Annotated in this window: 20 protein-coding genes and 3 pseudogenes; 11 read left to right on the forward strand and 12 right to left on the reverse strand. The window is 41.1% G+C overall.

Annotated features, from left to right (window positions below):
- Window positions 1-182 precede the first annotated feature (182 nt).
- From AAW31_RS22530 to AAW31_RS21095, 4 genes are all read left to right on the forward strand, one after another.
- The gene (locus AAW31_RS22530; RefSeq protein WP_052752035.1) at window positions 183-401 is read left to right on the forward strand and encodes a hypothetical protein; all 219 of its coding nucleotides are present in this window, start codon (window positions 183-185) and stop codon (window positions 399-401) included.
- Window positions 402-449: 48 nt separating this feature from the next.
- A complete protein-coding gene (locus tag AAW31_RS02530) occupies window positions 450-1,058 on the forward strand; it encodes an AI-2E family transporter (protein WP_052752036.1) in 609 nt (202 codons plus the stop codon).
- A 646-nt stretch (window positions 1,059-1,704) separates the two neighbouring features.
- Window positions 1,705-1,953, forward strand: coding sequence for a hypothetical protein (locus AAW31_RS02535; RefSeq protein ID WP_046849029.1), 249 nt, complete (start codon window positions 1,705-1,707; stop codon window positions 1,951-1,953).
- Window positions 1,954-2,044: 91 nt separating this feature from the next.
- A complete protein-coding gene (locus tag AAW31_RS21095; protein ID WP_158441351.1) occupies window positions 2,045-2,182 on the forward strand; it encodes a hypothetical protein in 138 nt (45 codons plus the stop codon).
- A 139-nt stretch (window positions 2,183-2,321) separates the two neighbouring features.
- Here the strand turns inward: AAW31_RS21095 and AAW31_RS21100 are convergent, their stop codons facing one another.
- From AAW31_RS21100 to AAW31_RS23365, 4 genes are all read right to left on the reverse strand, one after another.
- Window positions 2,322-2,504 carry a hypothetical protein gene (locus AAW31_RS21100; protein ID WP_158441353.1) on the reverse strand — a complete coding sequence of 61 codons (183 nt, stop codon included), beginning with the start codon at window positions 2,502-2,504 and terminating at the stop codon, window positions 2,322-2,324.
- A complete protein-coding gene (locus AAW31_RS18680; RefSeq protein WP_052752037.1) occupies window positions 2,501-2,806 on the reverse strand; it encodes a hypothetical protein in 306 nt (101 codons plus the stop codon). The genes AAW31_RS21100 and AAW31_RS18680 overlap by 4 nt, the downstream gene beginning before the upstream one ends.
- A 148-nt stretch (window positions 2,807-2,954) precedes the next feature.
- Window positions 2,955-3,782 carry an IS3 family transposase gene (locus tag AAW31_RS02545; protein ID WP_046848692.1) on the reverse strand — a complete coding sequence of 276 codons (828 nt, stop codon included), beginning with the start codon at window positions 3,780-3,782 and terminating at the stop codon, window positions 2,955-2,957.
- A gap of 20 nt (window positions 3,783-3,802) precedes the next feature.
- Window positions 3,803-4,084 carry an IS3 family transposase gene (locus AAW31_RS23365; RefSeq protein ID WP_036503716.1) on the reverse strand — a complete coding sequence of 94 codons (282 nt, stop codon included), beginning with the start codon at window positions 4,082-4,084 and terminating at the stop codon, window positions 3,803-3,805.
- Window positions 4,085-5,215: 1,131 nt separating this feature from the next.
- Here AAW31_RS23365 and AAW31_RS02555 point away from each other — a divergent pair.
- Window positions 5,216-5,701, forward strand: coding sequence for a glutathione peroxidase (locus AAW31_RS02555; RefSeq protein ID WP_046849030.1), 486 nt, complete (start codon window positions 5,216-5,218; stop codon window positions 5,699-5,701).
- A gap of 431 nt (window positions 5,702-6,132) precedes the next feature.
- Complete coding sequence (msrA, locus tag AAW31_RS02560; RefSeq protein WP_082110320.1) at window positions 6,133-7,473, forward strand: peptide-methionine (S)-S-oxide reductase MsrA; 1,341 nt, start codon at window positions 6,133-6,135, stop codon at window positions 7,471-7,473.
- 149 nt (window positions 7,474-7,622) lie between these two features.
- Here the strand turns inward: msrA and AAW31_RS02565 are convergent.
- The 3 genes and pseudogenes from AAW31_RS02565 to AAW31_RS02575 form a co-directional block, all read right to left on the reverse strand.
- A pseudogene (locus AAW31_RS02565) lies at window positions 7,623-8,569 on the reverse strand (ISAzo13 family transposase).
- 44 nt (window positions 8,570-8,613) lie between these two features.
- Window positions 8,614-9,945 (reverse strand): IS110 family RNA-guided transposase, encoded by a 1,332-nt coding sequence (locus AAW31_RS02570; protein WP_046849031.1) that lies wholly within the window; start codon window positions 9,943-9,945, stop codon window positions 8,614-8,616.
- A 248-nt stretch (window positions 9,946-10,193) separates the two neighbouring features.
- Window positions 10,194-10,487 carry a hypothetical protein gene (locus AAW31_RS02575; protein ID WP_046849032.1) on the reverse strand — a complete coding sequence of 98 codons (294 nt, stop codon included), beginning with the start codon at window positions 10,485-10,487 and terminating at the stop codon, window positions 10,194-10,196.
- Between the two features lie 767 nt (window positions 10,488-11,254).
- Between AAW31_RS02575 and AAW31_RS02580 the strand changes: the two genes are divergently transcribed.
- Window positions 11,255-12,061, forward strand: a complete 807-nt coding sequence (locus tag AAW31_RS02580; protein WP_082110321.1) for a Crp/Fnr family transcriptional regulator — start codon at window positions 11,255-11,257, stop codon at window positions 12,059-12,061.
- A 163-nt stretch (window positions 12,062-12,224) separates the two neighbouring features.
- A pseudogene (locus tag AAW31_RS02585) lies at window positions 12,225-12,404 on the forward strand (helix-turn-helix domain-containing protein); the annotation flags it as partial.
- On the opposite strand, the pseudogene AAW31_RS23370 reads toward AAW31_RS02585, so the two are convergent.
- The 3 genes and pseudogenes from AAW31_RS23370 to AAW31_RS02595 all read right to left on the reverse strand — a co-directional run.
- Window positions 12,403-12,566: pseudogene (locus AAW31_RS23370) on the reverse strand (transposase); the annotation flags it as partial. The pseudogenes AAW31_RS02585 and AAW31_RS23370 overlap by 2 nt on opposite strands.
- Window positions 12,567-12,665: 99 nt before the next feature.
- Window positions 12,666-14,546: a nuclease-related domain-containing DEAD/DEAH box helicase gene (locus tag AAW31_RS02590; protein WP_046849034.1), complete on the reverse strand. Its 1,881-nt coding sequence runs from the start codon at window positions 14,544-14,546 to the stop codon at window positions 12,666-12,668.
- A 761-nt stretch (window positions 14,547-15,307) separates the two neighbouring features.
- Window positions 15,308-15,805: a hypothetical protein gene (locus AAW31_RS02595; RefSeq protein WP_046849035.1), complete on the reverse strand. Its 498-nt coding sequence runs from the start codon at window positions 15,803-15,805 to the stop codon at window positions 15,308-15,310.
- A 475-nt stretch (window positions 15,806-16,280) separates the two neighbouring features.
- Here AAW31_RS02595 and AAW31_RS02605 point away from each other — a divergent pair, with 475 nt between their 5' ends.
- The 3 genes from AAW31_RS02605 (at window position 16,281) to AAW31_RS23015 (ending at window position 19,439) form a co-directional block, all read left to right on the forward strand.
- Complete coding sequence (locus AAW31_RS02605) at window positions 16,281-17,114, forward strand: NYN domain-containing protein (protein ID WP_046849037.1); 834 nt, start codon at window positions 16,281-16,283, stop codon at window positions 17,112-17,114.
- Window positions 17,115-17,548: 434 nt separating this feature from the next.
- Window positions 17,549-17,674: a hypothetical protein gene (locus AAW31_RS23010; RefSeq protein ID WP_258920410.1), complete on the forward strand. Its 126-nt coding sequence runs from the start codon at window positions 17,549-17,551 to the stop codon at window positions 17,672-17,674.
- Between the two features lie 1,636 nt (window positions 17,675-19,310).
- Window positions 19,311-19,439: a hypothetical protein gene (locus tag AAW31_RS23015; RefSeq protein WP_258920411.1), complete on the forward strand. Its 129-nt coding sequence runs from the start codon at window positions 19,311-19,313 to the stop codon at window positions 19,437-19,439.
- A 161-nt stretch (window positions 19,440-19,600) separates the two neighbouring features.
- On the opposite strand, the gene AAW31_RS02615 is transcribed toward AAW31_RS23015, so the two are convergent.
- Both AAW31_RS02615 and AAW31_RS02620 read right to left on the reverse strand, forming a co-directional pair.
- On the reverse strand, window positions 19,601-20,371 hold the full coding sequence (locus AAW31_RS02615) for a spherulation-specific family 4 protein (RefSeq protein WP_046849039.1): 771 nt from the start codon (window positions 20,369-20,371) through the stop codon (window positions 19,601-19,603).
- A 452-nt stretch (window positions 20,372-20,823) separates the two neighbouring features.
- Entirely contained in the window at window positions 20,824-21,819 is a 996-nt protein-coding gene (locus AAW31_RS02620) for a YihY/virulence factor BrkB family protein (RefSeq protein WP_046849040.1), read from the reverse strand.
- Between the last annotated feature and the right edge of the window lie 61 nt (window positions 21,820-21,880).

Consider the following 21,880-nt stretch of genomic DNA (forward strand, 5'->3'; position numbering starts at 1 on the left):
TTATCGTATTATTTATACTGTCTGCGGCTCGCCTTCGTATCATTTTTGATTTAGAAATGGAATTGTAGGTTATCAGGAAGCTGTACCTAGAGATTTCTTCTGCCTACAGAAGACGTAGTCGTATCGTTTTACCGTTATTTTATTCATGGTTATGCTCATACGCTTGACCTGTCCACTGGCTAATGGATAATTGGCTTTCGCCATCTGCATTGCTTGCCATCAGTTTGGGAAGTAATGTAACTGCATCTATAGAGGCACTGAAGCATGGTCCGATAAAGCCGCTAGCATGGCTTACAGACCTTCCTCTCTTCGGCACAAAACTTGATAGTTACTGGCAAGGGCTCATTTCTGGTGGAAACGAAGCGGTAATGCTCTTCAAAGAATTACTTGAGCCACACTGAAATTTTCTCCTTAACCTTGGTATTTTAATCGCCCAAAGCTTGCTGCAAATGGTATTTGCTGGATTCATTGGCTTCTTTTTCTATCGTGACGGTGAAGCTCTGATACAAACACTACGCAAAGGAATGATAAAGCTTCTTGGCTTCAGTTTCGGTGTTGATCCTCTAGCCACGATTCATAATATCGTGACTGGGGTTGTATATGGAATTTTTGGCGCAGCATCAGCACAGGCTATCGCTGCCACTATTGGTTTTTTCATTGCCGGAATACCAGGCGCTTTCTTACTTGGTGCCGCCACTTTTGTTTTATCATTGATTCCGATGGGCCCTGCTCTATTATGGGGCGGCGCTATGTCTGGTTTGTCTATCAAGAATCGCTATGGCTGGGCAATCTTCATGATATTATGGGGTACATTCGTGAACAGTAGTATTGACAATTTCGTCAAACCTTATCTCATTAGTCGCGAAAGTAAGCTATCATTCCTTCTCATTGTTCTTGGGGTGACTGGTGGCATTACAGCTTACGGTTTTATAGGAATTTTTATTGCCCCCCGATTCTTAGGCATTACCCTGATCCCAGCTATGGACAGAACGTCCGGCAACAAGCACCAAAAGTCCTCCATAAGATCCTCCTCATTAATATCCAAATCACGCCCATAATGTCTACTCTCTGCAGATTTGTAATTCCATTTTCAAATCAAAAATGACGCGATAGCAAGCCATAGATTGTATCAATAAAACGGTAAGGTAAAGCCGACAAAGTCAGTTTTGCTTTAGAAACGGATAATATTCACTTAGGGTAAGAATAGATATCTGCCGTCTATAAACAGGCAGCGTCAAGCAAAAATCTATTTGTACGGTATCGCACATACTAAAGCCGTTTATTGCTGTAAAGTTATATCGTACTGTGATTCACAGACAAGATTAAATCGAGTTTTTATAACATTAAGTATTTACATAAGAAGTATATAGTTTACTACTCTATTCTACTGCCTGTGAAACCTTAATTTAATAGACAGCTTGCATTTATAAAAGGAGGCTCAAATGGGAAAATATTTTATAGCCTGGTTACTTGGAGTGCCTACATTTGTGTTAGTCATCATTTATCTGATCTACAACTAATAAGTAGGAAATATTCAGAAAGAGCTTAGTGGATTACAGGCAATGTTTTATTTTAACGCATTACAAATTGCATGGAACCTTCTGTCAAGAACGCATTATTTGTTCAAGGAGGTGAAATAATCTATTTAGCTTATAAACTAATTAATCAGTTAACAAAACTTTTAATTCAAGTGGAGAATAAATCATGGCAATGACAGATGATTTTAGAAAAGAAATGGATCAGTTAAAAAAAGAATTTAGCGACCTTGGTTCATTGGTATCTTCAGTAAAGGATATTGCAAGCAAACAAAGCGGAAGGGTTGTCGATCTGGCTGAAGATACCGGAGAAAGTGTGGAAAAATACATTAAGGAGCGCCCGCTTACTAGTGCTCTTGTCATTTTCGGCAGTGGTGTGCTTGCCGGAGTGCTACTGAGCAATAGCAATAAACGCTAAACAATTAGCAAGGCAAATGTTACAGAATTGCTTGGAGATATTATCGCTGCGCGATATGCAAGATTAGGCTAGGCTCAACTATCAAGCTAGCATGAATTATATTCTTGCTGGGATTGGCTGTGATGGCGGTGAAAGTTATCATGATTTTCCTCTGCTTGTTGGTTTGTGTTTGTCGTTGGCAGAGACAATGAAACCGTGGAAAGCAGGAATCATTATAGGAGATGAGTAAGTAGTATGCTTTACCACAATCTTAATCGTGATTATTGCCAAGGAAGACCGCATTGTATCATCTAATGGTAATCCTTCTCCGAGCAATTTAATTATCATTCCACCGCTCAGTTTGGACCAAAAATCGGCAATACTATTGCTTAATCTTGCTCAATCCAATGCTCAAAAGGAAGCAGTATTGTATTGATAGCATTAATCGGTGAAATAATACTCGATGCCGAGCCGCAGACAGTATAAATATGTGGCACGAAGAAGCCAACAAAGCAGTTTTGGTTTAATTTAGAAACAAAAAAGCATTCAACAGCATCGCCGGCAAAATTCACTGATCAAATAAAAACAAAAAAGGCCGCGTATCAGTAATTGATAGACAGCCTATTTTTAGAAGACCGGAATTCTGGAACTTAAATATTTTTTCTAATTGAAATTTATTTAATCGATAATTTATTTTCCATTCAATTATTAGATAAACTAACTTCTTGTCTAGTGCATGAAGTGCCATTTTCCGGTGCATAGCCGTTTTTTTTATATTCTCTTTGATATAGTTTTCATACTGGCGAATATTAGCTTCAGTATGTGACTGAACATCTTGTCCTCGTCGCCCATAATAATAAACGATGTTTTTCATATTCTTGCAATAACTCTTTCTGTGCCCGCAGTTTTGCTTTCATCTCATTGGCCGCATCTTCGTAATATTTAGCGATAGCATGATGTGGTTCCCTGTAACTGGACAACCTGAAAGAAAGTTCAGCTCTGATATGTATAGTTAAACAGGTTCAGGCAACCCGATCAATTCTTGGATCACTATAGTAGATTTCATCAGGCGTAAGACGGTCAAGGCTTTGATGAAATCGTTCTTGATTGTACCATTCAAACCATGTGGATAAATTCTGCTTTATCTCCTTCAGATTATTGAATTCTCTGGTATATAAAAGCTCATACTTAACTGTCCGCCAAAGTCGTTCAACAAAAATGTTGTCATAGTAGCACCCCTTGCCATCCATGCTGATCTGAATATGATGATCTTTTAGTATGGAGGTAAATGCTTCGCTGGTAAACTGTACGCCCTGGTCGGTATTCATGATCTGTGGACAGCCATAATCCTGGATGGCTGCCTCCAGCGCCTGAGTACAAAAGTCAGTATCCAAGGTATTGGACAAGCGCCAGCTCAACACCTTACGCGAATGCCAGTCGATGATGGCAACCAGATAGCCAAAGCCTTTCTCCATGGGGACATAGGTTATGTCGGCAGCCCAAACCTGATTGGGTTTATTAATGACAAGTTCTCTAAGCAGATAAGGATAGACCTTATGCTGTTTGCTTGAGATGCTGGTCCTGGGTTTTGGAGCTATGCTGACAATACCGAGTGTCTTCATTAAGGAAGAGGCTTTCTTGCGCCCTAACATGATTCCCTGGCGCTGAAACCAGGTAGCATAACTGCGTGAGCCATATTGTGGCGTCTTTAAGTACTGTTCATCCATCATGCGCAGCAGAACCAGATCAGCATTACTGATTGGTTGCGGTTGATAATAATAAGTTGAGCGCGCCAGATCCAGCAGCTGACATTGACGAGTTTGACTAAGTTTGCCATGGGGCTCAATCATCTCTTTGCGTTCTACAAGACTTAATGATTGAGCTTTCTTGCTAAAAAATCGCGTTCTACCGCCAATTGACCAATAACCCGGTGCAGGTCATCTGTTGTAGGCTGCTCCTTATTGGCGGCAGTATTATTTTTACAAAACAGCTCGGCAGCTTGCTCAATGAGTTGCCGTTTCCAGCTATTGATCTGCGTGGGATGTACATTATAACGCGCTGCTAATTGGGGGACAGTTTCATCACCACGTATCGCTGCCAGCGCTAGTTTTGCTTTGAATTCGCTCGAATATTGTATGCGCTTTTTACTCATTGTTATTAAGCTCCTTTTTAATTCTGCCAGAGCTTAACAACCTGTACAGTTTTTGGGTACCACTTCAGCATTATGATGATTAGCGTCAAAGTATCCACACCCATACGAAGAATTTCATCGCTGTGATTACTTGCTATCGGGCTCATTTGAGCACAGCCTGATAAAAACCCAACTAAATCCCAATATGCACGAAGGCAAGTGGCAATTCCTCAATAATTCTTTATAATTCTGTTACCTCGACTGAATAAAGAAAAGAAATTGCCAGTGACAAAGTGTCCCAGGAATCATTTAGTTTTCCAGATGTTAAAAAGCGTACTGTTGAAGTAAATAAATAAGGTAATCCCCCGGCATAGCCGGGGGATTACCTTATTTGTTGTTTCTTACAATGATATATCAAAATGATAGCGATGCTTATGCTATAACTTTGCTATGAGTTTAATTAAAGAAGTAGATAACAGATGAAAAAGCGTGTAGTTGAATAACTTGGCAGAGTTATTGTCACAAGAATCGACACGGAATTTTTCTAAATAACTCTTTTTTATTACATGATACTGCTTGCACAGTGTGCGTAATACACAACCCACAACGCTACAATGTTTTTTTATAAACTTGCACATCAGTAAAATAATTTTTAACTTAAAATTTGTTTTGTCGCTGTAGATAATTCTTAAATAGAACTAGCTGGATGCAAATAATATAGTGATGATAAAAAACCCTATATAAAAAAGAGCAGCAATAAAATTATGGCTGCGATAGGAAAGAAAATTGATATTAAATAGCTGGGCGAATCAAAAGCACATAACTACTCTGCTGTTTTATCTTTTTTAGAGCTACTGTAGGATCAACAAATACATGCTAACTATGCGGACGAACTAAAAAAGCTCTCTTTGAGAATTTCAAACTAAAGGGCGCCTCTAAAAATTCAGAGTTCGAAACAAGACAAAGTGAGAACAAAAATATTGACGCAACATATCACTGATAGGTAAGTAAACATTTTTGTAAATAACGAAGTATTGTGACGAAACGGGGTAAACAGGCAACCGCGAAGCGGATGCTCGTAAATATAAATTTTTAGAGAAACCCTAAAGATATTTCCAGATATCCAACTTATCATTGAGAAAAGAGGACACAATGGAAGCACAAACAATTTATTCAATTTCAGTAAAGAAAAATGATGGCAGTGATATGGTTCTTGATAAGTATCGAGGAAAAGTATTACTGATCGTCAATGTCGCCAGTCAATGTGGTTTTACTCCTCAATATGAAGGCTTAGAGGCATTATATCGACAGTATAAAGAAAAAGGGTTGGAAATTTTAGGTTTTCCGTGTAATCAATTTGGCCGACAGGAACCTGGTAATGATGAAGAAATTAAAAAATTCTGTTCACTTAATTATGATGTGACTTTTCCTTTATTTGCCAAGATAGAAGTAAACGGTGAAAGTGCTCACCCCCTTTATCAGTATCTGAAAACCAACCAAAAAGGCATTTTAGGAACAGAAGCGATTAAGTGGAATTTCACTAAATTTTTAGTTGATCGCAATGGCCAAATCGTTAAACGTTTTGCCCCTCAAACGACGCCAGCGGAGCTCGAAAAAGAAATTAAATCACTACTATAATTGAGTAAGTGCAGGAAAAAATATTCATCTTTTTAAACGGGAACTGAATGTATCGAAAGCTGATCTAACTGGCTGATATATGGATGACTGGTCAGAATTTCCTTTATTCCAACTCAATTAGCACGTAAATACTGGAAAATTTGTGGCATTTCTGCTGCTTCAGATGAGTTATTCCATTTCTAAATCAAACAATGATGAGAAGGCGAGCATAGACAACATATATAATGCGACTAAGAAAAGCCGACGACGCCAGGTTTGGTTTAGAAATGAAATTAATCTGCGTTCATCGCATTACAGTGGAGTGACAATAATTGCTTGCAATGAGTAATTCAGTCAATAAACTGGCAGATATGCAAAATCTATTTAAACTCGAATTGAGGCAATCCCCAAAATTGCGAAAAATTTATCAAATTAAGCATCAGAGATAAATAATGAAAGTTATTATTGTGGCAACATTAAGTTTATTAATGATTATGGCATCATTTACGATGGAGAAAACTGTGATATCGAGCCCTTTAGAATCTCATCCAAATACCGGTTCAAAGACAGATTATATTGTCTTAGGAATGGGCTGCTTTTGGGGGGCAGAGAAGCGTATGAGCGAGGTTACCGGAGTTGTTGATGTCGAAAGCGGTTACGCAGGCGGTGATTCTTCGGGTGTTGGCTACCAGCAGATATTGAATCATGAGAAGGCACTACGCGCAGGTAAGGCTACAGGACGAAATCATGCCGAAGTGATCAAGATAACTTTCGATCCAGAGAAAGTAACGCTGGAAACTGTGTTAGCGAAATTCTGGGAAAACCATAATCCAACGCAGGGTGACCGTCAAGGTAATGATATTGGCAGCAATTACCGAAGTGCCATTTATTATCATGACGCAGCCCAGAAAGAACTTGCACTGGCAACACAAAAAATTTATCAGCAAGCATTGAATACCGCCGGCTTCGGTCCGATTACAACCGAGATCCTGCCACTGAGAAACTATATTACAGCCGAGGAATATCATCAAGACTATTTAAAGAAGAATCCCAATGGATACTGCGGCCTTGGCGGTACGGGAGTAAAGTATCCTGCATCTGGCCAGAAGGCTGCACAAAATGCCCCTTTAAGTAGTGAAGCAATTACTGATCGCCAAGAGATGCTGGACGGCAAAGATTTAAACTTTTCACAGCAATTAGTTATATTTGAAGCTGAAAATTGTGAATTCTGCAAACTGTTTGACAAAGATATTTTAAACCGCTGGCAAGCAGAAATTCCTGTCATTACAACAATAAACACTAACCCACCTGCCGGTTGGACACTGGAAAAACCGCTATTTGCCGCGCCCACCATTGTACTGTTCAGGAATGGCAAAGAAGTTAGCCGATACACGGGATATAATGGAGAACAATCCAATTTCTGGAAATGGCTGGGCTTTCAGTTATTATCGCCGGAACAACAAAAGATTGCCTTTGAGCAAGGCACCGAACCACCGTTTACTGCTACCATTTTGGACGAAAAACGTCCCGGGAAATTTGTTGACCCTGTTACTGGTGCTACACTTTTTCTTAGCCAGACGAAGTTCGATAGCAAAACCGGTTGGCCCAGCTTCTTCGATCCCATCGAGGGATCGGTGACGCTCCATGAGGATAATTCTCATGGCATGAAGCGGATCGAAGTTCGCAGCGCAAGCTCCGGCATTCACCTTGGCCACGTATTTAACGATGGTCCGCCACCCAGCTTCAAGCGTTATTGTATCAACGGTAATGTTCTGAAGTTCATTCCAGATTAATTGAGAAGAATCGCATCTTGCCTGTTTATCCTCGTGAGCCGACATCAATGAGGGAGTATCAGCCTATTCTTGCAAAATCAGTGCCCTTCTGATGGCGTATTTTTTTTCTTTTTTTATTTATTGATACCACTAGGTATTTCGCTAAGGAATCAGGATTTAATAACCCCAGAAATTATGCAAGCAGATGGAATAGCAACATAATTCCATTTCGGTAAAAACGGGTCAAACTCAATGGTGATATTTTCTTTAAAGCCATCCGCCACTTTGCGCCCAGTTTCAAACACTCTATCAATAATTGAGATAAAGACCTTTAGTCCCTGAGAAGTTTTTGCTTTACTCATGACTGCTTTGACCCGCTCGACACTGGTAAAAATAACTCCACTACAAGCTTTGGTGATATGAGGAAATAATCGATGCTCTATGGGATTATATTTTGACGTGTACGGGGGATAGTGAGCGATACGAATCTCAATAGCCAATTCATCTGCCAATTTCTGTAACTCCTCTTTAAAGATAGCGTGGCGTGCATTATTGCTGCCTCCACAGTCGCAGAGCAATAAAATACTCGTCGCCTTTGGATAGTCCAGTTGACCATAGTTCAACCACCCATGCCGGATACAGGCGCAAGCGAATTCAGAGGTATCATGGCTCGTGCCTAATACGATATAGCCGCTTTTGCGATGGATGTCATACAGCCCATGAGGCACAATTTTACTGTCTGCCAGGGATGCAAAATCATGATCATTGACCCGCACGACCTCAGTGGTATAGAGCTTTCCGGGGCGATAAAAATTACCGATCAATTCTTTTTTTTAACGTCCATACTCATCACCGGATTACCCTGGACCCGGTACTCTTCTTTGAGGCGCTCGATATTTTTGAACTGCTCGTCCCGATGCGGCAGGTTCTTTTTCCCGGCTTCAACCTTGAAGGCTTGACGGCGGCGAAAATGATGTTTGTCGAGCAATTGATCAACAACGGTCACACTCACGCTAAATCCGCACTGTTTTAGCTTCTCAGCCATTTCGCTGCGGCTCAAATTTGACCACTTTACGGATTCATCCATTGGTGAACCGGCAGTATGATTTTTTAACATCTCTTTCAAGAAACAAATGTAACACAATGATTTTACATCAAATATTAAGTAGCCTCAGGAACAGGGGTAAGATTAAACCCCAGCTTCCGAGCGCGAACAGTCAGATGATGCAACACGCGTTGACGATATCGCTCCTCATAGTACTCCTGCCCTTTATCGACGTACTCGGTTCCTTTCGTTAGCATCGTGTAGATCAAGCGCGCCAGTTTGTGTGCTGTCGCTGTGATTGCCTTTGCCTTGTCGAGTCTGCCACATAATCTTCTGTAATAGGCACCCAGTGCAGACTGGCTGGATTTCAATGAAACTGCCGCCATGCGCAGTGCCTGAGCCGCACGGTTCGCTGTGCGCTTGCTTGCCCCCGATAGCACTTTTCCGCCCGATATCTTTGTTCCAGGACACAACCCAAGCCACGAGGCAAACTGCTTCGCACTCTTGAACCTGCTCATGTCAGCGCCCACTTCACTCAGGACTTTCATCGCAATCGTCACTTCGATGCCGTCAATTCGCGTCAAATCAACCCCACACATGCCAATCAGATGGGCACGCAAATCAAATTTGGGAGCGTTCTTGACATTGGAGCGGCGCTTCTTCTGGCAGATCTCTACCTTGTGCACCTGAAGTGCCGCCAGCATGGTTTCAAGCTGCCGGTCACATTCGGTGAGTCGTTCGCTGTAGGCGTCATAGAGTGACATCGCTTGCTTGAGTGCAAACAGGTGTTCTTCCCGCCAATTCCCGACTAACGATTTCTCAATCTCGTCTTTGCCAGCCCGGATGCGATTGCTCTTGAGATTCGCCAGGATGTGCCCATCTCTCTCACCAGTAATGATGGCACGAACGATCTTTTGACCGGTTTCGCCCACAATATCCGAAATCACGTTCGCCAATTGTATGTTCATTTGCGCCAGAGCCTTTTGCATATGTTGCACATGTCGCGCCTGATAACGGATCAGCATATCGCGTTGACGAGATATGGCTCGTAGTGCACATATCTCATCTTTCGGACGGAATGCGCCAGACAACAACCCAAAGCTCATCAGTTGCTGTAACCATTGGCAGTCCAGTACATCCGACTTCCGGCCAGAAACATTTCTAACGTGCCGCGCATTTACTAGATACACAGTCAGCCCGCGCGACTCCAAAAGTTCATACAGTGGAATCCAGTATACCCCCGTCGATTCCATTGCCACAGTGTCAATTTCACAGGCCTCTAACCAGTCCGCTAAACCATTCAGGTCTGCGGTGAAACTCTTGAATTCCCTTACCGGCTTGTTATCTCGATCCGGCGGTACCGCCACAAAATGGCTCGCAGAGCCAATATCAATCCCCGCTGCATTCGGATGGATTAACTCCAATTTACTTCGCTTGAACTTTGCCATGACATCCTCCATTATCTCTATTGGAATGTCGCGCTGGTTCAGGTACGTCGTTGTACTCACTCTTTCAAACGGGATGTCCGTTGCCACGGACTCACCAATGTCGCCGACGTGACCCATGACCACGCTAAAAAACGGGCGGATTAGCACCAGTGATGGGTCGGTCTTCTCCAGCGCGACATTCCAACTTTACTCCTCAAGCTCTGACGCCGCTTGTTTCTTCTGCGCGCCTTGCCGCCTCTAGCGGATTACTACGCTAAAAAAGCTTCATCCAGCCCTGCCATCGTCTCCACAACTGACTTTCGCCCACCCCCTGCTTGCCGAATACGTTCCTCCTTTTCAAGCAACGGCATCTTTAACTCTTTCAGGCCACGGCTAACGGTGCCTTCATCGCAGTGTAATACCTGACAAAGGTAGGTGATTCCTCCGTGACCCAGCTTTGCCGCCTCAACGGCAGCATAGCGGCGGCGGTCTTTTTCCGATAAGCTGTGATAAAAATTGCGCATTTGCGCTTCGACTTCCGGGGCATAGGTGGTTATCTTCATTGTCAGAACATAACCGAAATACTCTATCAGAGGCAACTTAATTTACAACTCAAAGCTCTGGAGTTATTGAATCCTCGTTCCTAATCATTAAATTTACGCTTATCTCTCAATTTGATTCTGAGCATCAAACACCCTTTGCAAAGTCAGGCTGAGTGTGTTTTATTTCTACAAAATAAATGGAAGAGCTAATGTGAGATGCAAGAAAAAACATATATTATTCCATTTCTAAATGAAAACTGACTTGGTCGGTTTTATCTTGCCGTATTATTGTGATACCGTCTGCGGCTTACCTTCGTGTTCTTTTTGATTTGGAAATGGAATTTATGTGGAAGCAGAAGTATAAATCCATATAAAATTATTCCAAGTTAAAAGAAGTCAAAAGCTTAGTTATTATTTTATTCCGCAAAAATCAGAAAAGAGGCGAGCTGAGATCGTTTATTCATGCGGCACTTATAATTTTTGCGGAAAGGATTTTAAGTTAAAAAGACTCCTTGATTGCCTATCACCAAGAGTTAAATATACGTGTTTGCACGTATATTCTTTATCAACACTTTTCGATATTCTATTAATATATTAAAGCTCATTGATTCTATCTAATCTCGTATTAAGTTACAGCCCACTACAGTAGCATTCACGTGATAAGTTTATAGCTATAGATATAATTTGGTAGTTAAAACTTAATTTCGATCTAGCCGGCTCAATAATCATCTTTTTATGTGCATTCAGATTGAGCTTAAACTCAGTTTTAGCTTAAAAGGAGATTACCTATGTCTACTGCTTATTCCCAGATTCCCCATAATCCACACCAGAACTATCTCCTCGCTGCCCTGCCTATAGATGAATTGGAACAACTACATCCTCATCTGGAATTGGTGCCAATGCAGATGGGCGAAATGCTGTGGGGGCCAGATCTTGAGCCGAATCATGTATATTTCCCTACTACCTCGGTCGTGTCTCTACTCAATTTCACGAAGGATGGTAAATCAACCAAAATTGCTATAATCGGCAATGAGGGACTAGTCGGACTGCCCCAATTTATGGGTGGAAATACCATGTCAAATATTGCCGTGGTGCAGAGCGCTGGTTATGCATACCGATTAAAGGAAAGTTTGCTGAAACAGGAATTCAATAATGTCATGCCGATGCAGCATCATGTGCTGCGTTATTCTCAGGCACTGCTCACGCAGATCGCACAGACGGCTGTGTGCAATCAGCATCATTCTGTGGAACAGCAACTCTGCCGTTTATTACTATTATACCTTGACCGCGTGCCATCGAATGAGTTGACAATGACGCAAGAAATGATCGCAAATATGCTTGGTGTCCGCCGTGAAGGCATTACTCAGGCGGCCGGTAAATTGCAACGCAAGAACATAATCCATTACTCGCGAGGCCACATCAAGGTACTGAATCGACCGCACCTGGAGACCGAGGTTTGCGAGTGCTATAAAGTTCTCAAAAAGGAATATGATCAGCTACTTTCCGACTTGATCACAATGCGATCAACATTATTTAGAAAAAAATCAAGTTTTGAGCTCTCTACATACTGTGAGAATAGAAGAAAAGCGAGTTGACAAATTATCCGACAATTTAGGAATGGAACAATATGAGTAATTTTTCACATCCGCACTATCAGTATTAGTTTCGATCTGATCGTAAAAAGCACTTGAAATAGAGAGCGTTACCGAGTTTGATATGGGTTCGAATCCTTAATCAAACATAAGAGAGGTAACACTTATGCACCATAGTAACAACCCAATCATCAAACACAAAACAGGATTACTGAATCTTGCCGAAGAACTTCAAAATATCTCAAAAGCCTGCAAGATTATGGAGATATCCAGAGATACATTTTATCGCTATCAAGAGTTAGTAGAAACAAACGGTTTAGAAGCGCTGATGAATCAGGACCGTCGACCAGCCCAGCGACTAGATTAATAAAGAAGTTAAAGGGGCTGCGATGGCAAAAATGCTCCATTGCCGGGATATTTTCTTCAATAGGCGCTTGATGGTTTGAATGATTGAGCGTTTATGCAACAGGAGCTTGTTAAACAGGGGTAACAGTTTGTTTTTCATGTTACTGTAAGCCAATGAATGCAGCGGCATAGCGACTAGCTTGGAATTGAGCTTTAGGTGGAGCACAGGACAGTCAAGTCATTATAGGAAATCAACTAACGGTTACGCATGCATAGCTTTGTTCGATTGCTCAATCTCGTTAAGAAATTTGGATGGAGATGAAGAGCTAATTGCCAAATAATCTTCCGATCGTGTCAAAGCAACGTATAACAAACGCTTATCTGATTCCTCGTCAGTGTTTCCAAATGGTATGGGAAGATGATCTGTCCATAGTAAAATAACAGCACGATATTGCAAACCTTTGGCTGAATGCATCGTTTGAACTTTTATACCTGGCTCAGAAATACGTTTTCGAGATTCTTGGTCCCTATTAACCCATATTACGGGACACAATTCTTCCAAACTTTTTAATAAATCGGAAAATACTCCTTGATCTTGTTTATTCAGATAGGGATATAAAATACCTATTGAATTCGGATCTGTTTTCGGATTTAATGGTTCTATAACATGACCAAACCAGCGGCCATCAAGAAGATCTTTAACAACTTTAAGTATGCGAGTATTCTCTTCGTAGCGTGTATTTGATTTTATTAAAAATGGCTTAATTCCTGTTGGACGCTGGCATTTATTTGGATCAACCAGGATTGATAAAATACCATTTTTTTCTTCTGAACCTTCTGTATCCCCTCTGTGAGCAAATAATGCGGCCAACTCAATAATTTCCTTAGAATTTCTGTAATTCTTATCCAGATCAAATTTCTTGTAAATTGTACGTCCACGCGCCTGAATACCAATATCTGACCAAAAAATTGCGCGGTTCGCATAAAGTCCTTGATTACCATCCCCCACAATAATAAGGTCACCATCATAGGGATCTTCCATGCTTTCCAGTACACATCTAAACCAAGTCGCATCAAAATCCTGGGCTTCATCAATCATTACCAATTGATACTTTCTCGCATCGCCATTGCCATCTTCTAGCACTTGCAATAATCGTCTTCCAAGTGATTCACTTGATTCATTATTACGACGCACCACTCCGTTACGTTTTGACCACCCATCAAAATGCATCACAGTAATATTCGAACAATTTACTAAACATGACTTCAAGTAAACTGCTAAAGCAACGTTATAACAAAGCAATAAAACATTATCATTTGGACGTTGAGTACTTATAAGACGTGCTTTAGAGATTAAAAGTACTGTTTTTCCCGAACCGGCAACACCAAAAATAATACGATGCCCATCACCGATTTTTCGAGCGTTCTGCTCCTGCTTGAGGTCAAGAACCTTGAGGCCGCATGTCGTAGCTGATGATTCTGATTTATTAGATGTTGAAATAATAATTTCCGGATGAATAATTGATCTTAAAACATCAATTTGTTCTTCTGTTAGTACTGGGATTTTCCAGTAAGGATTAAATTTATCTTGAAGAATTTTGCATACATCATTTTCTGATAAATCATCGTTATCTGCCCACTCCATTAAAACATCCCGAGTGATATTCTTTTCGACCGAAAAAATCGAAGTCAGATCTCCTGCAGGATGATTTAAAAGATGATCAGAGGTGATATTTGACAAGATAGCGAAATGCCCAAAAGGAAAAATAAATTTATTTTGCTGCTCTCCTTCTTTTACCAGTAAGCGTCTACAAGAAGGATTTTCTCTACATTGATCCATGAGTGACAGCATGTAGTCTCTAGCTTGTCTTACTGGATGGTTATAACGGACTTCACCGTGCTGCCCTTTTATCAAAACTGAATTATGGTCTGTTGCAATAATTTCTTTCGCATACCAACCTTTAACTTCAATAATCATTAACCCCATATCCGGACAGATGATTACAAAATCCGGATACCGATTTTCAACTATAGGCTCATAATATACAATGTAATTATCGGGTAGCCGTTTAAGGAGTTTGAACAATCTTTCCTCTCCTTTGGAAGCACGATGAGGAAGTTGATCTGGGATCATTTCAGCCATAACTTAAAGTTCCTTTTTTACTCAGGATTTATCAAATAACTATTTCCGACTATTCTAATGTCATGGATCAAACTTGAAGTGTAACTTTTTATGGCTGTTTTGTGAGACTTACCGACACATCGGTAAATACTTTATGCGATGTTCAAAATCTTAGTATTTTGCATGCTAGGTAATTGAGTTGATCTACTGCCCAACACGCTTGTTCTCCGGAAACACCAATCCATTTTCTATTTTTTGTAAAATACTGTCGTCCCAATTCCGTGCTGTTTTAAAAAATGACGCGAAGGCGCGCCGCAGAGAGTATATAAATAATATAACAAGGTAAAGACGATAAAGTCAGTTTTGATTTAGCGTGAAATAACATGAAATTTGGACAAAAAATACTCTCGTGGTCGAATGCCGCGATGCGGAATATTGGCCTATTGAGTACTTATTCAGCTATCTCTGCCAAGCACCACTCCTGGCACCTCCAGGATTGGATAACAAGCAAGCATTCCTAAATGTATTTATATGGCGTGAGCAGAAAACTGACAATAACCGTTGTAAGAGAAGCTGTGCGGTTAGGGGCGCCATCAAAGGCTATTACTGGCCATCAAGCATTCCTCCGCACACACCGCTACTCTTCCAGTATGAGGCAACAGCATAGACCGCTGGTCGATTTTCCCCGCAAATTATATAAACATAGGCCTCATTCTACCAGCCAAGCATCTACCATTTAGTCTGTAGCGCCCGTCGGTAGCAACCCGCTGGCACTGACGCGACTACTGACGACGCGCGGTAAACGTTCCTACAATAAACTTGGTGACCACCGCACGAAACTCGTTCCCTCCGTCGGTAATCACGAATGCGATCGGAACCGGATCAGCGATCGGCGTCCCCGGAAATACTGCCTCGCTGGTTCCGGTGCCATCCGGATTGACGCTGTAAACACAGCTCGTCGATGTTGACGGAATGGACTGCCCGTTCACATTACCGATCGAGCTCACTATGCAGCCGCCCTCGCCGTCGAAGAAGATGCGCCCCATGCTCGCGAAAGGCAGCGCCGGCACCACTGGCTGATTTGGTCCACTAGCGACGAGCGCGCCGTACGATGAGTTGAACCCGTAATAGCCCTTGAGGCTATAGTTGCTGAAACCGTCTCCACTCCCGACATTTCCATCGTCTCGCTCCTCGGCCCACGCTAGCGAGATACCGGCCATTACTACCACTACAGATAACACCCCTACCCTAAACCACTGCAAGCTCGTACGTCGTTTCATGATTCTTCCTCCAAATATAGGAAAAATAAATACCCTTTTTAATAAGAACCGAATACATTATGTTGGATCAATAGCAAAATATTTTAGTTCTGGCCCATTTTTACCCTTCACCCAAAAAGCGCCTAAGGAGTATATCAGCGCACTCCTGGAATGTGCTGAAAAAGCGAGGATAAACATGCTGCTGCAGCATATGACTAATAGTAAGGAAACATTTTTGTTAAACAACCAAGTATTGTGACGAGACGGGGTAAGCAGACAATCCGCAAAGCGGGTACTCGCAAATATGATTTTCTAGAGGTGCCTATTTATGTTTTCCTATACAGACTAACCTGCGGCATCACCAAACGCTGGTCTATCAGAGCGCTGCGGATTCAGAAAGTGCAGGAAATGTCCTGTATACTTTGAGCTTCAGATAACTTTAGTAATTCTCCATGTATATACTCACCCTAGTTTTTGATTACTCTTGGACCATCTTATGAGCGCTGACAGCAGCAATCCGAGGCTAGCGGTATTGATTGATGCAGACAATACATTCAAAGTGATCGATATACTTGATGAATTGTTCGAGGAAATATCAAAATTCGGAGATGCGAGTGTCAGACGTATTTATGGTGACTGGACACAAAATCAATTGAGCCGGTGGAAGGAAATGCTGCCTAAACATGCCATCCAACCTATTCAGCAATATGCCAATACTAAGGGCAAGAATGCAACGGATAGCGCACTGATCATTGACGCTATGGATCTGCTCTACACAGCTCCGCTGGATGGCTTTTGTATCGTTTCCAGCGATAGCGATTTCACTAGATTAGCGATTCGCTTCCGCGAATCCGGTAAACTGGTCTACGGCTTTGGTGAGAAAAAAACCCCAGAATCACTACAAGCTGCTTGCAATGAATTCAAATATTTTGAAATTCTCTCGCAAAATAAACAAGTCGAAAGTGAAAGCAATCTTGCGGCACGAACGACAAACACTTCGGGCAAATCCAAAGCTGGCCTGGAAAAGAAAACCCAAATATCCGAGACATCTTCAAGCGAATCTGTAACTATAACCGTTACCAAAAAAAGCCCCAAAGAACTGGCGAGAGACACTAAACTGGTTTCATTGATTCGCTCCGCAATTGAAGCGCTTTCCGATGAAGACGGCTTCGCACACATGGGAGAGGTGAAAAAACATATCGTGAAAAACTTCTCGGCATTCGATTCACGTAATTACGGTTACTCAAAATTCAGCGATCTCATCAAGACCATTGGTTTGTTCGAAGTAGATACTCAGAATCAACGAATTAGGGATAAAAGAAAAAGGTGAGTGAAAGGCTGACACTTTAGCACTCATAAGGTGAAGCTGTTCGCGGAGGGAACTGATTGGTATGAGGGTTACTGCACGTCTCCTGATTCGAAAAGTGGCTCATTGTCCATTAATATGTAACTGTATCGTATAGGTACAAAAAATAAGCTTTTTCAACTATAAATATTTGAAATGCTTAAAAACTATTGGTGATAAGGATTCATCTTGATCAGAATTTCTTCTGTTGATAATTACTTTATCCTAGAGATCGTGAATACAATCTGAACAATCTAAAGTAAGATATAGTGTGTACTTTGCAACAACTGGCTTGGATAAACGAATAGAGTCTTTAAATATTTCGGTAAAAGTGAAGTGTTTTGAGCAAGCCAGCTCAACAAGATTGGATTTGTAGACACTGCACTGTTATAGACGCTAAATGAAACATATGAAACGAAATGATTCCACAAAATAATGATGGCGGATCTGCCAGTGTACTGCTTGAACGTACCCACTTTGACCGGGCTAACAGCATAGCCAGGTTAGGGCAACAATTGCACTCATTAACAGCCCATAGCCAGTAATACGCCAAATATTCAAGCAAAAAAATAGCTCAAGAACGTTATCATGAAATCATCTGCTCAGTATCTTCATTTTCCTAATGCTTTCATCCTTCTCCTTGCTTGTTAGTAGTTAAATTACCTTCACTAGGAATCTGGCTTTATTGAACCACAACAGTTCCGGTTAAGAGAGTAAAAGCTAAAGCGTAGCCGTGTTGGGCTCAAGCGTAAAAACTCCACGCTATCGCCCCGCCAGGGGGTGTCGGGAGAGCACCGGATGGGGGCAGTCATTACCCGTCCTGCAACCGCGCCCCATAGCAGCAACTATATTCACCACATATTGACATAGCGTTAACTCAAGCCTATCTTCTCCACAAACAAAAATAAGTTAATAATAAGTAATATCAACCAGACGACGAAATACAAATACAATAACCGAATTGGTAAATTGATGAGCATGAATGCATTTATTATCAACCACATGAAAACTTTAGAAATGATTGGAGTTCTCATGCGGATTTCTAACTTCACTTTAGTCAGCTGGCTCGGCCCGGAGAGCCCCTTCATGCTTGTCTGGGCCATCAATACGTGTGATTCCCTGCTCCTCACATGGTGCGCGTTTTTACGCAAAGATGCGGCATACACACTCCTAAACATTTTTTGGATACTTATGGGAGTTATCGTCATAGCCCGAACTGTTGGATTTCTGGGCCTAACGTAGCCGTGCGAACGGCTTGACGAAATAAGTCTAACCATCGATCAAAGTGATTCACAAAAATAGCCCAGGTTTATCTTGATTCAAGCCGGTCGCTTATACTACAGAAGAACGGAGAAAAGAAATCCCCTTGAATAACGCTCCAATCCAGCATGATGATACAAGTTTTAACGACTGTGAGAGATGATGAGCAGAAGATCGCTGCCGTTACCGAAGAAATGCCTTAGGGTTATCCCTGGCTATATAACCGATGAATTAGAAAAAGCGTGTGAATATCTATAAACGAATAAGCCCGCAATCCTTATATCCGAATATTTCCTTTAAGGCTTGTGGGAATATTTTTGACGAGATGTACCGCAATTCAATCAGTTCTCCTAAGATCAAATCGATGGTTGTGGATCTGCTTCCGATACTGTTTTTTTGAATATCCGAAACAGCCGTACCAACCGATCGATCTGCAGTGCCAAAAAGTTTAGATCAAACCTGAGTTTGACAAAAATGGCTACCGAGAATTAATTATCGTACCCATCACCACGCAGTAAATGTTTGAAATGAGTTGGCGCTTCAAACCAGCAGCGCTTTGGAAGCGCTTATTTATATTCAATAGGGCAACCCGCGTAAGGCGCAATCACCATCGAGCATTGCACCGTATGGCTACCTTACCATCTGATGCAATGCGTTACACTATTGCACCCTACCAGCTAAATCAAACATGGCTTTGCCGGCTCTTCTTGCCGCATTCTTGATACCTTGCCTTCACGTCATGTTTGGTTTAGATGAGAATTCTTTTTGAATCATTCTCAACTGGTTAGGCTATATTTTCACATCCAGATAGTAAAAGCTTATAAGAAAGATCCCAATCAGCGTTTCACAGTCACTAAATACTTTAGGCAGCAAATATAACCAGCACTTCGTCTGGAACTGGCGCTGATCGAGATCACCCCCTTGACACCGATGCTGCATGTAACCGGCTGGCAGAATCCTGGTGCCAGCTCTGCAGAGAACATGATCAACCAACGGCAGGCAACATTCAAAGCTCGCTTGCTCAACCTGCAAACTAATGAAGCGATCTGAGGATCGCTAATTTTTAACGATAAAGCCCTTTACGGGCTTTTCCAAATCTAACTTACTATCCGGATAAATCTAAACCAGGGCTCGCCAACTTATTTCTGGCTATCACGTTGAGGTCGGTTGATCATTGATAACTGCGATAATTAGCTTAAGCGGGAGTATCACTACTTAGGTGTTATGATTGACATCTCAAGTTCTTCCCCACCATATTCCGGCAAACTGTCATAAGGATTGGGGAGTCTGTCATCGGTTATGTACAAATTTCCAACATGGTTCTTGTCAGCCTCACTGAACGCCTGTTTCATTTGTTCCAAGCTTGCGCTATATACAATGTGGATAAATCTATTCTTCGAGTAATTATGTTGCCATTGTTCTGGCTGAAAGTATACGTAACTTCTTACGCTACTTTCAAATACCACTAAATTATCAACAACGGGTTTGCTTAAATAGACTTCGTCGGGCACTACCCCAGGATGCCCCGTTACAGAATAATGAGTGCTTTTATCCTTGATATAGTTATATATTGCCTCGTAGTACCTGATGTTTTCATCCGTGCCATCTGCAGCCATTTCATCGATAAAAAAACCATCAATCGCATAGAAAGCTATGTAACTATCAATGTCTCTAAAAATACTGTCTATCTGGCGGCTTCCATAACTGGAGTGTACGTAAGCAATTATCTTTCCTCCAGCTTCACGAACCCGATTAATTGCGTTAACAAAACTGGGGTCAACGTTTGCACCAGGCCCGTTATGTGGGTTAAAAATGACGGTGGTAGATACCGCCTGAGCTGCCTCAGCCAGGTGACTCCAATAAACTGGTTGTTTAGATGGATGAAAATATGCTGGAACAAAAAGATTGGCAGCGTGGACGTTCGTACCGAACATTACTGACAAATAAACCCCAGAAAACAAAATAAAGTGTTTTATGCTCATGTCGAATATATCCTATGAAGTAAGGCGTAATAGACCGAGTTTTTGCACTGATCTTGGAAAAAAAAGGAGATATACAAGAATAATTACCTTTTTAGCTCAAACGAGCATTTTCTTGTTGTGCATGAATGCTAAGGAATAACAGATAGGCTAGCAATAATGCAAGAGCATACAATGCTTATTCGTTATGTGGAAAATTAAACCACGATTCCAAATAAAGCGTAAAACTGCACTAAAAAGTTGAGTGAAAATTTATACCTAAGGGAAAATATAAATAAAAACAATTACTGTCAGTTATTGTTTAATCCATAAAAGCAAGCGATGTATTGTGGGAAAAGGGTTAACTATCTTAAAGAAGTGATCAAGCGCTGGCAGACTTGGGTACAAAAGGTTGAGAATTTGCTGAAAACGGTAATAATAATTTTAAAAGATTGAATATTTCTAAAGATAAATTATTATTGAGTTTTATCTTTTTTTTCCTTTTGAGCTACCTCATTCTGGACTTCAGTTTTTATTTTGTTAGTGTCGGGTTGGCTTTGTAGGGATTCTTTATTTTCAATTTCAACTTCTTTGATAAAAACCGCATATTCAGTTGGATAAATCCTATAACCTGAGAGTTGAGCATAAATTCTTGTAAGGATAGCGCTAAAGTACAAGATAATGGCTGAATAATATACCCACAGCATAATGATCACAATGGAGCCTGCTGCCCCATAAGTTGAACTTATATCACTATTTGATAAATAGATAGTAATCACAGCTCTCCCTATCATAAAAAGCACAGCAGTGGTTATAGCGCCAGCAATAATATTTCTCCATCTAATTTTGGCATCTGGGAGGATCTTGAATATACAAGCAAATATAAAAGTAATGACAATAAAAGTTACAGTAAGATTAAGATAATAGGTGAAATAGACTGTAATCGTTGGAAACATCTTTTGTAAACCGCCGGTTAGCACTTCCAATGCAGCATTTATCATCAGGGATACCAGCAGAATAAATCCTAATGAAACAACCATTGAAAAGCTTAAGAGACGATTAACAATGAGTTTCATAAAACCTTTTTTGGGCTTCGCTTTTAAACGCCAGATATAATTAATCGATTCCTGAATTTCAACAAACACTCCGGTGGCCAAGAACAAAAGTATAATGGCGCTGACAGTGGTTGATAATGTGCTACTTTTAGAAATAGCAGCATTTTTGATCATTTCTTCTACTTGAGTTGCTGCTTGTGAGCCTACCAATTCAGCAAGTTGCGGATAAAGATTCCCTTCTATGGCTTCTGCACCGAAGAAAAATTGAACAATCGTTATAATCACGATGAACATAGGAGCCAGTGCAAACAAAGTATAAAAAGCAAGCGAAGAACTCATTCTCAGTACGTTGACTTCCATGAATTCAGAGAGGGCTTGTTTAATTACAGGCCATGCGTTCTTTAGTGTTAATTTCATTATCACGAATAAGTAAATAATAAAATTCTAAAAATTCTTCAATCAGATGAGCTTCTAAAAT

Source organism: Nitrosomonas communis (assembly GCF_001007935.1).
Classification (GTDB): Bacteria; Pseudomonadota; Gammaproteobacteria; order Burkholderiales; family Nitrosomonadaceae; genus Nitrosomonas; species Nitrosomonas communis.

Excerpts from the sequence above, each read along its gene's own strand:
- msrA (WP_082110320.1), top strand. The coding sequence starts at position 6,133 with ATGAAAGTTATTATTGTGGCAACATTAAGTTTATTAATGATTATGGCA.
- AAW31_RS02605 (WP_046849037.1), top strand. The coding sequence starts at position 16,281 with ATGAGCGCTGACAGCAGCAATCCGAGGCTAGCGGTATTGATTGATGCA.
- AAW31_RS02620 (WP_046849040.1), bottom strand. The coding sequence starts at position 21,819 with ATGAAATTAACACTAAAGAACGCATGGCCTGTAATTAAACAAGCCCTC.
- AAW31_RS21095 (WP_158441351.1), top strand. The coding sequence starts at position 2,045 with ATGAATTATATTCTTGCTGGGATTGGCTGTGATGGCGGTGAAAGTTAT.
- AAW31_RS02555 (WP_046849030.1), top strand. The coding sequence starts at position 5,216 with ATGGAAGCACAAACAATTTATTCAATTTCAGTAAAGAAAAATGATGGC.
- AAW31_RS02535 (WP_046849029.1), top strand. The coding sequence starts at position 1,705 with ATGGCAATGACAGATGATTTTAGAAAAGAAATGGATCAGTTAAAAAAA.
- AAW31_RS02580 (WP_082110321.1), top strand. The coding sequence starts at position 11,255 with ATGTCTACTGCTTATTCCCAGATTCCCCATAATCCACACCAGAACTAT.
- AAW31_RS02615 (WP_046849039.1), bottom strand. The coding sequence starts at position 20,371 with ATGAGCATAAAACACTTTATTTTGTTTTCTGGGGTTTATTTGTCAGTA.
- AAW31_RS02590 (WP_046849034.1), bottom strand. The coding sequence starts at position 14,546 with ATGGCTGAAATGATCCCAGATCAACTTCCTCATCGTGCTTCCAAAGGA.
- AAW31_RS22530 (WP_052752035.1), top strand. The coding sequence starts at position 183 with ATGGATAATTGGCTTTCGCCATCTGCATTGCTTGCCATCAGTTTGGGA.
- AAW31_RS02570 (WP_046849031.1), bottom strand. The coding sequence starts at position 9,945 with ATGGCAAAGTTCAAGCGAAGTAAATTGGAGTTAATCCATCCGAATGCA.
- AAW31_RS02575 (WP_046849032.1), bottom strand. The coding sequence starts at position 10,487 with ATGAAGATAACCACCTATGCCCCGGAAGTCGAAGCGCAAATGCGCAAT.
- AAW31_RS23365 (WP_036503716.1), bottom strand. The coding sequence starts at position 4,084 with ATGAGTAAAAAGCGCATACAATATTCGAGCGAATTCAAAGCAAAACTA.
- AAW31_RS02545 (WP_046848692.1), bottom strand. The coding sequence starts at position 3,782 with ATGATTGAGCCCCATGGCAAACTTAGTCAAACTCGTCAATGTCAGCTG.
- AAW31_RS02530 (WP_052752036.1), top strand. The coding sequence starts at position 450 with ATGGTATTTGCTGGATTCATTGGCTTCTTTTTCTATCGTGACGGTGAA.
- AAW31_RS02595 (WP_046849035.1), bottom strand. The coding sequence starts at position 15,805 with ATGAAACGACGTACGAGCTTGCAGTGGTTTAGGGTAGGGGTGTTATCT.
- AAW31_RS18680 (WP_052752037.1), bottom strand. The coding sequence starts at position 2,806 with ATGAAAAACATCGTTTATTATTATGGGCGACGAGGACAAGATGTTCAG.
- AAW31_RS23010 (WP_258920410.1), top strand. The coding sequence starts at position 17,549 with ATGATTCCACAAAATAATGATGGCGGATCTGCCAGTGTACTGCTTGAA.